This window comes from Streptomyces sp. NPDC002130, from assembly GCF_040296465.1.
GTDB lineage: Bacteria > Actinomycetota > Actinomycetes > Streptomycetales > Streptomycetaceae > Streptomyces.
In genome coordinates this window covers 1-10138 of the sequence record NZ_JBEOXI010000276.1, presented here as the reverse complement: position 1 = coordinate 10138, position 10138 = coordinate 1, and the positions used below count along the sequence as shown (strand labels likewise).

Below are 10138 nucleotides of genomic sequence, written 5' to 3'. Positions count from 1 at the left end.
TCGTCTCACTCTGCGTGATCACGCGTCCTCCCGTGCGCGATCATCTCGTACAGGTTCGCGTACCGGTACAGGTGGTCGAAGTCCTCCAGCACCCCGAACTGGTACGCCTGCTTCAGGTAGGGGTCCGGCTCCATCCGCGCCACCCACGCCGTCAGGTCCACCGCAACCTGCTCGTAGGCGATGGTCGTCTCCAGCACCGAGGAGACGCCCGGGAGCAGCCAGTTCACGACCTTCTGCTGCTGGGCCTCGATGTAGCGGACCCGCGCCAGCTGCCGCTTGACCTCCGGATCGACCGTGTTGCGGGCCAGCTGGTGGCTGAAGAGAATCGCTTCCACCTCGATGCCGTTCATCGTGATGATGCGGCAGCGGGTGTACGGGTCGCAGTGGTCCGGGTCGATGGGATCCACGTTCAGCTCGCGCCAGCTGCGGAGCTGGCGGTCCAGCGGGATGCCCCGCTGCTCCAACGGATTGAAGGTCACCGGGCGCTCCTCGTGGCAAGGGGGACTGAGGCGGACGAAGTACCCCTGCCACCGCACTGCATGCCGTGGCAGGGCACCACCATCGCCATGTTTCAGCTGTGCGGTTGTCCCGGCCACCGCAGCCGCCCTTACGGTCAAAGGCATGCTCCTTTCGAGCGGGCCGGTAGGCCGTTCGGCTGCCGCCTCTGGCGCTGCGGCCTTCGGGCAGGCCCGGTCGCAGCGCTCCAGCCGGTGAACAGACAAAAGCCGGTCGGGCGCTCAGTCGACAGGTCACCGAACACGTGCAGTGCCGTCAGTGGGCTGCGGCGGATCCGCCGGGCGATGATGCTGCCGGCCTCGTCGTCACGATTCAGCAGGCGTAGACGGCCTCCCGCCTACTGGGGGTTAGGAAGTCATCGTTCCCGGACCGCCGACGCGGTCGCCCTGGAAGCCCGCAAGGCCGCCCAGGCAGTGGACGAGCCAACCGTCGGCGCGCCCATTCCGGCGATTTTTGGGCATGCGTGCAGGTCTGCTCCTACGCCGTTGCCGGGGTCGGCCGGGGAGCTGGCCTAGTCACTCTGTTCCGACCAAGAGGAAAGCGGCTTGGATCTGAGCCTGCGGACAACCCTTCTCCTGCTGGCCGCATACCGGAGGAAGCCCCGCGCGTGACTCCTGCGAAGAGTCGCCTATGACGATCCGGCCCGGCCGTCGAACAGCATCGGGTGCTGGATCTAACTGCTGTCCGGACCGTGATCGCAGCAGGAGCCGCGCTGTATGGCGCGGGCGGTCTCGAGCCAGGTGGAGCCGTGTGGTGGACGGGAATCGGGGGCCTGGCGAAGCGATACGAGGTCGGCCTGGCGGCGGGGGATGCCCTCGTGGATGACGAGGGTGGTTTTGACGAGAACGGCGAAGTCGGTGAAGGGATCGCCGTCGACGACGACAAGGTCGGCGAGGCTGCCGCCCTGGACGGTGCCGAGATCGTCACGGCCGAAGAGCCGGGCCGGGATGGTGGTGGCGCAGTGCAGTGCCTGAGTGGGGGAGAAGCCGTGGGAGTGCAGTGCGCGCAGGGCGAGATGCAGGGACAAGCCGACCGGGACGAGAGGGGAGTCGGTTCCGAGTGCGAGCCGGGCACCGTGAGCGGCCAGGCGCCGGTAGCCGGCCATCTCGGCGGTCAGCTGCTGTTGCTGGCGCGCTGTGGGCGGGGTCTTCGCTTGGTCGCGGATTGCGGCGACGTCCCAAGGGGGCATCAAGGTCCGCACGCGGGGGTCGTCGGCCAGCGACGGGTCGGTGCCGAGGAGCGGCTGCGCGGTGAAGGGCGTGATGATCAGGCTGAAGAGGCCGTCGGCGTACTGTTCGACCAGGTCCTGGTGGATGTGGCCCAATGGTGTGGTGGCGTGCCCGTAGTGGAGGCGCTGGGTGGCCTGCAGGTGGGTGGTGAGGTCCTGGCCTGCCGCGCGGCCGGGGGCGCACAGGTGGCTGCCGCAGGGCACTCCCAGCCGGTGCGCGGCCGCTGCTGCCTGAGCCATCGCCTCTCCTGAGGCGCGCACGTAGGTTTTGATGAAGTCGACGTCCAGGGCGATGGCCCGGCGCAGGGTGCGTTCGACGCCGGCCCGGGTGCGGTGGGGGCGGCCGGTGCTGTAGGCGGTGCGGGAGCCGTCGATGAGTTCGGCGCAGGCAAGGTGGCGTGGGCCGAGGCTGTGTCCGGTGGCGGCTTCTTCTCGCAGCCGGACGGACTCGTACAGAGGTGCGCCCAGGCAGGCGGTGGTGGTGATGCCGTACGCGAGGGCGGTGAGGTTCTGTCGTGCGCCGTAGGTGGCGGTGTAGGGATGGGTGTGGCTGTCGAAGAGGCCGGGGATGACGGTCTGGCCGGAGGCGTCGATGGTGTGGTGGCCGGGGCGGCGTGCCCGGTGGGGTTCGACGGAGGTGATCCGGTTGCCGTGGATGAGGATGTCGACGTCCTGGCGCAGACGGTCGCCGGTCGCGTCCCACAACTGGCCGGCGTGGACCCGGAGTTTGTCGTGTGGCCTTACGGCAGGGTTGCGGCGGGTGGTCAGGCGGGGTGTGGGCAGGGTGCGTGTCCGGCTCGGTACGGCGTTGCGGTCCAGGGTGATCAGCCGCAGCCCTCCACAAGACAGGTACGACAACGTGCGTGAGTCGCCGGACCAGCTGGGGTGGTCGGCGGGCTCGTCGGTCAGTCGGAGGGCCGGCCCGGTGGGGGTGCCGTCGGTTGTGACGGGCAGGGCCCACACTACGGATTCGGCGACCAGGGCCATCCAGCGGCCGTCGGGTGACCAGACGGGGCCGGCGGCGACGCGGTCGGACAATGACTGGTGTGGGGCGGGCAGGTGGCGCCGTTCGCTGCCGGTGACTGTGTCGATGACCCGGATGAGGTGGTAGCCCTCCCGGAAACGGTGGTTGAGCCGGTTGCGGTCGCAGAAGGCGATGTACCGTCCGTCCGGTGACCAACTGGGCGTGCCCGGGGGGCCGTCGGTGGCCAGCGGCTTGGCCACCAGGCGTTCCCTGCCGGTCGTGAGGTCCCGCACCAGCAGGTTCCCCGCGATGTCGTTGCCGGCCAGGTGTGTGCCGTCGGGGGAGAGGGCCGGTTGCAGCCGGTCTGCGGCCACCAGCTCGTCGCGGCCACTGGTGAGGTGCAGGCGGCGTACGGCGACCAGCCCATCGCGGTCGGTGCAGTACAGCAGGCTTCTGCCGTCCGGCGCCCAGGCGGGCATCTGCAGGCGGTGTTCCGGTGCGGCTTGGAGGAGCTTGCGGGGCGTGCCTGCGATGGGCGTCATCCACAGCGCGTTGAGGGCGACGAACGTGGCATGCCGGCCGTCCGGCGACAGGACCGGCCGGTGAATGCCCCGGACCGGGGTGCGGCGCCCGCCGCTGGTGCGGGGCTTGGCCTGCCAGATGGGGCGGGGCATGGACATGTGGGCGGTGAAGGAAATATCGCGCACGGTGGGCGTGCCGAGCGTGCGGATGCGGATCGTGCCATCGGCGACGTACAGCAGTTGTTCGTTCGTCAGCCAGGACGGCGGGGCGGCCGCCAGGTCCTCGTCCTCGGACACGACGTGGCCGTCCACCATCAGTGCCGCCCGCGCAGCCGGCAAAGAGGGCGAGTTGAAGGTGCCCGACAGGTGCAGGTAAGCGATCCTCCCCGACGGCGACACGGAGGGGCACAGCAGCCGGCCCTCCGCGACCGTATGCAGCACGCTCACCTCACCCCCGGACACCGGGACGCGGACCAGCGTCAGGCCACCATCGCCGGTGCCGTCCGGCCGGTGAGCGGCGCGTACACAGACCAGCGACTTTCCGTCGGGCGACCAGGCGGGGTCGATGTCGTCGAACGCTCCACCGGTCACCTGCGTCAGGTGGCCGGTGGTGAGATCCAGGGTCCACACACCATAGGCACTGCCGTCCACCGCGCTGCCACCGCGCTCGGAGGCGAAGGCCAGCATGCGTCCGTCGGGTGACCAGGCGACCGACCGGTCGTCCCACGGCCCGTCGGTCAGCCGGCGCAGCCCGGAGCCGTCGCTGCGCAGCGACCACAGGTGGAAGCCTCCACCGCGATAGCCGCACACGGCGATCGTCTCGCCGTTCGGTGAGAGAGCCGGACGCGTGGCTTCCAGCGACCAGTCCGTCAACTGCTGGGCGGCCCCGCCTGCGAGCGGGATGCTCCAGAGCACGCCTTGGACCTCGGCGATCATCTTCTGGCCGGTGCGGCTGGTGGTGACCGAGCCCCCGGTGATTTCACGGTAGGTCACCACCGCTGCGGGGTTACCGGCGGCGGTTGCCAGGGCTTCCACCGGTGGGATGCCGGGCGTCAGGCCGGTTGTCAGGCCGGCGGTGGAGTTGAGGAAGCCGCGGCGGCTGATGAAACGGGCACTCATGACGGTTCGCCTCCTCGGACGGTCAGGCTCTTTTTCCCGCTGCCGTCATCTGTCCCGGTCGTGCAGGAAGCCGCCGCAAGGGCTGACCACACGGAATCCGGGCGCAGTGGAAGGGCGCGGATGCGGATGCCGAGGGCGTGGTGCAGGGCGTTGGCGAGTGCCGCAGAGATGGGGTTGATGGCCAGTTCGGCGAGAGGTTTGGGGGCGCTTGTGCTGTCGCGGCCGATGAGCTGGACATGGGTGGGGGGACAGTCGCCGAGGCGCGGGACGGTGTAGGTGCGCAGGTCGGGTGTGGTGATGTGGCCGTCGGGGTCGATGGTGAGTTCTTCGCTGAGGGTGCAGCCGAGGCCTTGGACGACGGCTCCTTCGACTTGGGCGCGGCTTTGTGCGGTGTGGATGATGCGTCCGGCGTCGGCGATGTGCACGCTGTCGAGGACGCTGAGGATCCCGGTGTCCGGGTCCACGCAGATGCGGAACCACTGGGCGCTGACGGACAGGGACAGGTCGCCGTCGTCTGCGGCGGCCGTTGCCTCGGCTTGGAGGCGCAGGCCGGCCGACCGGGCGTAGCGGTGAATTTCGGTGAGGGGCAGGACCGTTCCGGCGCAGTCAACGGCGTCCTTGGTGAGGCGGCAGTCCTCTGGTGGGGTGCCGGTGAGGGTTGCTGCAGTGTCGATGAGGAGCCCGGCAAGTTCCTGGCAGGCGCGGGTGACGGCCTGGCCGGTAAGACGCACGGCGGTGGAGGCGAAGCCTCCGGTGTCGTGTTCGAGGAGGTCGGTGTCGCCCTGATGCAACCGGAAGCGTGCCGTGCTAGTGCCCAGCGCCCGGGCGGCGATACGGCACAGAGCGGTGCCGGCGCCGCTGCCGAACTCCGGGGCTCCGGTGGTGAGGTCGTAGACGCCGTCGGCAGCCAGTGATGCCTTCGCCTGGGCGATGTGGCCGTCGGCCGGCACGCTGTGATGGGCGGCGACGGCCAGGCCCTCGCCGACGTGACTCCCGGGTGGTGGGGCAGGCCGTTCGCGCTCGAGGCGGCGGTCCTCACGCACCTGCCTCAGGGCGTGGAGTACGTCGTGCAGGGAGCTCCCCATGAGGGGGGGCTGTCCGCCCACTCCGGGAAGGACTGCCCGGTCTGCGGGTCGCAGGCAGGCACGCTCACGCATGATCAGCGGATCCAGACCGAGACCGTGAGCGATGTCGTCGAGGGCGGATTCGACGGCGAAGACGATCTGTGCGGCGCCGTAGCCGCGGAACGCGCCGGAGGGGACGTTGTGGGTGCGCACGCTGTAGGCGTCCACGGTCAGGTTCGGGCACCGGTAGGGAGCGAGTCCCTCCGCACAGCCGGTCTCCAGCACGCCGGGGCCGTGATTGCCGTAGGCGCCGGTGTCGGCGAGCACGTGGATCTGCATCGCCGTGAGCGTGCCGTCACGGCGCGCGCCGATGGTGACCCTGGTCCGGAAGGGATGCCGGGTGGTGGTCGCGGTGAGTTCCTCGGTGCGGGAGAGCTCCAGCTGCACCGGGCGCCCGGTGTGCAGGCAGGCAAGGGTGGTGATGTCCTCGGTCAGGACTTCCTGCTTGCCGCCGAACGCACCGCCCACGCGGCCCGCGGTGACCCGCACCCGCTCCGGGTCGAAGCCGAAGATGTCACACAGGCGCCGTCGCACCAGATGAGGGGCCTGCGTGGAGGTGTGCACCCGCAGCCGTCCCTCGCCGTCCGTCCAGACCCGGGTCGCGTGGCATTCCAGAGCGGTGTGCTGGACCCGCTGGGTGGTGAAGGTGTGGTCGTAGACGGTGTGGGCTTCGGCCAGGCCGACGTCGACGTCGCCCGTGGACCGGTGCAGGTGCGCGATCACGTTGGGCCCGTCACCCACCTGCACGGCACCAGGCCGCATCGCCTCCTCCGCAGTGGAGACATCGGGAAGCACCTGGTAGGTGACGCGGACCAGACGGCTGGCTTCCTGGGCCGGCGCGGGGTCGTCGGCGATGACGGCGGCGACGCGCTGGCCGACATGACGCACCACATCGTCGAGGACACGCAGGTCGGCCGGGTCGTCCTCGCTCCGCTCATGCAATGCCGTGGAGAAGCGGGTGACGGGAGCGTCCCGGTGGGTGAGGACGGCGTGCACGCCCGGCACGGTGAGCGCCGCAGCCGTGTCGATGTCCAGGATGCGGGCGTGCCGGTGCGGGGAGCGCACCAACGCCAGGTGCAGCATGCCGTCCGGTTCGGGGCCGTCCAGGGTGAAACACGCGGTGCCGGTGACGACATCGCGGGCGGCCGGGTCCGCGGGACCGGGGGCGCAGTGGGAAACGGACGACGGCGTGCCGTGCGTGGCTGCGGCCTGTACTGCCCGGCTGATCGACTGGTAGCCGGTGCAGCGGCACAGGTTGCCTTTCAAGGCCTGTGGGAGATCCTCCAGTTGGTCCTGGCTCAGGGCCGCGGTGGTCATGACGAACCCTGGTGTGCAGTAGCCGCACTGGAATCCCTGGGCCCGGGCGAACGCCTCCTGAACCGGATGCAGGCGGCCGTCGGCGCCGAGGCCTTCGACCGTGGCCACCGTGCGCCCGTCGATGCGGTGGGCGGGATACAGGCAGCTGTGCACGGCCCTGCCGTCCACGTGCACGGTGCACGCCCCGCAGTCCCCGCTGTCGCAGCCCTTCTTCACCCCCGTCCAGCCCTGCTCGCGCAGGTAGGTGCGCAGACACTGCCCAGCCCTGGGCCGCTGATCGCTGCCACGGCCCTTGATACACACGGTGAAAGGCATCGGGGACTACCTCTCCTCGGCCAGGGTGCTGCAGACTTCTTCGGCCAGGCGCACGGCCAGATGCCGGCGCCAAGGCGGCCTCCCGTGGACATCGTCCAGCAGGACGCGGCGGGGGAGCGCCGGCAACAGGCTGCCGCGCAGCTCGTCGGGGGACGGCGCGCACTCGAAGGAGACGGCCACCGGTCGGGTGGTGGCGGCGGTGACCGCGACGGTCAGCCCTCCCTCGGGCCACCCCCGGACGCCGGTGACCAGCGCCACCGACCTGCCCCACGCGTGCGTACTGACTCTGCGCATCACACTGCGCGCGGCGAGTACCTCGGCGGGCAGCGTGAGCGAGCGCAGCAGCTCACCCGGAGCCAACACCGTGGACCCGGGCCCGGTGACGAAGTCCCGGACGCGCACGGCTCGTTCTGCTCCGTCCAGGCCGCGCACCCGGCAGATGCCGTTCAGTGCCACGGCCATGGAGATCATGGGGCCGGCCGGCAGGGCGGCGCACAGGTTGCCGCCCACCGTCGCGGTGTTCCACACCTTGAAGGAGGACGAGAAGGCCCGGCAGCAGCCCGCGATCAGCGCCCGTCCCGACGGCCACGGCGCACCGGGCGTTTCGGCGAACGCCAGCAACTCGGTGATGGTGCAGGTGGCGCCCACCTCGATCCCTGCCTCGGTCATGGTCAGCGGCGGCCAGCCATGGGTGGTCAGATCGCGTAGCCGCCGCAGGCCGGGCCGAGGTTCGGCGAACAGGACCGTGCCGCCGGCTAGCCATGCATCCCCCTGCCGCCAGGGCAGCCCGCTTCGCCCGTCGACGACCTCACGCACTGCCGTCAGGTCCATAGCACCCTCCCAGGCTTCGCCACGTCGGTCAGAAGGTGACGAGATCCCCGGTGACAGGCAGTCCATCGACCTGGCCGGGCGTGACGATGGCGAGCTCGTAGTCGTGGCGCGTGCCCGGCTGCCACTGACCGCCGGCCAGCGCGACCGTGGCGATGTTGGGCACGGGGCCGCGGGTCCAGTCGAGCAGCCCGGCCATGGTGTGCAGTTGCGTCCTGCCCAGGGCGGCGGCGATGGAGCGCCGGTCGGTGGGATCGTCGGCCGCGGTCAGCGCGTGCGTGGCGACTTCGAACAGGGCGTAGGCCAGACCGAGGGGCTGCAGCCACTGACGGCCCGTCGCCTGCTCGTAGCTTTCAGCGAGTTCGGCAGCGGTCATGCCGTCGACCGACGACCGGTAGGGGTGGGCCGGTGTCCAATACGCCAGAGTTCCCACGCCCGCCTGCGCCGGAAGTTTCCCCCCGCGGGTGACGGACGGCGGGTAGGCCAGCCAGCGCGAGCACGTGATCAGACGCGGCTGCCAGCCCTCCTTCGCGGCCCCGGCACGGAACAGAGCGAGATCGCGACCCGTGGCGGCGCTGGTGACGATGTCGATCTCAGCGTCCCTGAACGCCTTGACGTGCGCCTCCAGCGTGGCGGCCGGTTCCCGGTAAGGCTCCGGTTCCACGAGCCGGTGTCCCCGGGAGCGGGCCGCCGCGGCGAAGCCGCGCCGCGGATGCCGCGACCACATTCCCTGCGGCCCGTCGTTCCACAGGCAACCGACCTGCTGCTGCGAGCCGTCCACGCGCTCCCACAGGTCGGCGAAGACACCGGCGATGTCGTCCAAGCCCCAGCAGAAGTGGTACGTCCAGCCGAAGGGCCGGTAGTCGTCCGCTCCGCGCCCGTAGTAGTACACCTGCCACGGAAACGTGCTCGACAGACACGGCACCGCGGCGGCTTCACAGGCATCCGCCACAGCCGGCAACACCTCGGTACCGGCCAGGGTGACGACGATCGCCGCGTTCTCCTCCCGGACCAGCTCCTCGACCGCCTGGCGTGCCCCCTCGGCGCAGGAGCGGGTGTCCCGGCCCACCAGCCGAATCGAGTATCCGGCAGGTCCCCGCCCGGCCAGCTCCGGCTCCAGCCATGTCAGTACGAAGTCCAAGGGATCGCCCAGGGATCTCAGCCGTCCCGAACGGGCAACGGCCACCCCCACGGTAAGGACGCGCTCCCGAACCGCACGTGACTCGCTCATCATGCTCCCTGACAAAATCCCTGGCCGGCACTCGGCGCTCGGTGCACAGCTAGGCTCCCCGGTGGCGCTGCCAGGCAAAGGGGGCCGATCGGGTGATGCGCAGGCACGCCGGGCGGCGACAGGAACACTGATGGCCCCCGCCGGTCATCATCGCGTGCATGAAGACGCCTTACGCCTGCTACCTGCGACTTGTCGATCTCCTCGATCTGCAGCGGCCTCGCACACCAGAGGAGCAGCCCACACAGTGGGCGGACGAGCACTTCTTCATCACCGTGCACCAGTCCGCCGAAGTCCTCGCCAGCCAGGCACTGGTGGATTTGCACCGGGCCACGGACCACGCACACGCAGGCCGGGACACCCAAGCCACCACGGCCCTGCGCCGGGTCACAGCACTCGTGGACATCCTCGAGCACCACCTCGCGCTGCTGGACCACCTCAGAGCCGACAGCTTCGCCTGCTTCCGCCCCCTGCTGGACAACGCCAGCGGAGCCCAGTCCAGCCAGTTCGCCCAACTGTTCCACCGCATCGCCGCGCCGGACCTCCTGGGCCCGCCGACTGAACCCCAGCAGGCCCGAACACCTCAGGCGCCCGCCGCATTGCAGGCACTGCGGGCGGCCGTCGTCCGCTGGCAGACGCGGCATCTGCTCCTGGTCGAGCGGATGATCGGTGACCAGCCCGGCACAGGCGGAACTTCGGGACTGGCCCATCTGCGCGCCAGCACCGCGGGAACCCCGCCGCGTGACACAGCCTGGTCAGCTCCTCATCGCCCAGTCGGGGCGCATCCTCCAGGTGGTTCTGCAGACGCGCAAGCAACTGGGTGCCGGCCATATGCAAGGCCGCACGCACCTCGAGGGCGGGAGCTCCGTCGATCGGGAGCCAACTGCCGAGAAGCCGGACGCCCGTCGCGACCGCGTGCGGGCAGTGGCGAGCCGAGCCCGGATCGGCCGTACTGGTTCCGCAGTACGGCGCGGTGGC

At 70.4% G+C, this 10138-nt stretch carries 5 protein-coding genes and 1 pseudogene; 1 reads left to right on the top strand and 5 read right to left on the bottom strand.

Annotation, left to right across the window (positions count from 1 at the left end; all coding sequences use genetic code 11):
- Window positions 1-32: 32 nt before the first annotated feature.
- The 5 genes and pseudogenes from ABT116_RS34780 to ABT116_RS34760 all read right to left on the bottom strand — a co-directional run.
- Window positions 33-479, bottom strand: a pseudogene (locus ABT116_RS34780) (hypothetical protein); the annotation flags it as partial.
- A gap of 710 nt (window positions 480-1189) precedes the next feature.
- On the bottom strand, window positions 1190-4348 hold the full coding sequence (locus ABT116_RS34775) for an amidohydrolase family protein (protein WP_351642213.1): 3159 nt from the start codon (window positions 4346-4348) through the stop codon (window positions 1190-1192).
- Complete coding sequence (locus tag ABT116_RS34770) at window positions 4345-7104, bottom strand: molybdopterin-dependent oxidoreductase (RefSeq protein ID WP_351642210.1); 2760 nt, start codon at window positions 7102-7104, stop codon at window positions 4345-4347. The genes ABT116_RS34775 and ABT116_RS34770 overlap by 4 nt, the downstream gene beginning before the upstream one ends.
- A gap of 6 nt (window positions 7105-7110) precedes the next feature.
- Complete coding sequence (locus ABT116_RS34765) at window positions 7111-7935, bottom strand: FAD binding domain-containing protein (RefSeq protein WP_351642206.1); 825 nt, start codon at window positions 7933-7935, stop codon at window positions 7111-7113.
- 28 nt (window positions 7936-7963) lie between these two features.
- A complete protein-coding gene (locus tag ABT116_RS34760) occupies window positions 7964-9163 on the bottom strand; it encodes an ABC transporter substrate-binding protein (protein WP_351642204.1) in 1200 nt (399 codons plus the stop codon).
- 158 nt (window positions 9164-9321) lie between these two features.
- Here ABT116_RS34760 and ABT116_RS34755 point away from each other — a divergent pair.
- The coding region (locus ABT116_RS34755) for a tryptophan 2,3-dioxygenase family protein (RefSeq protein WP_351642201.1) at window positions 9322-10138 on the top strand (817 nt) is incomplete at its 3' end.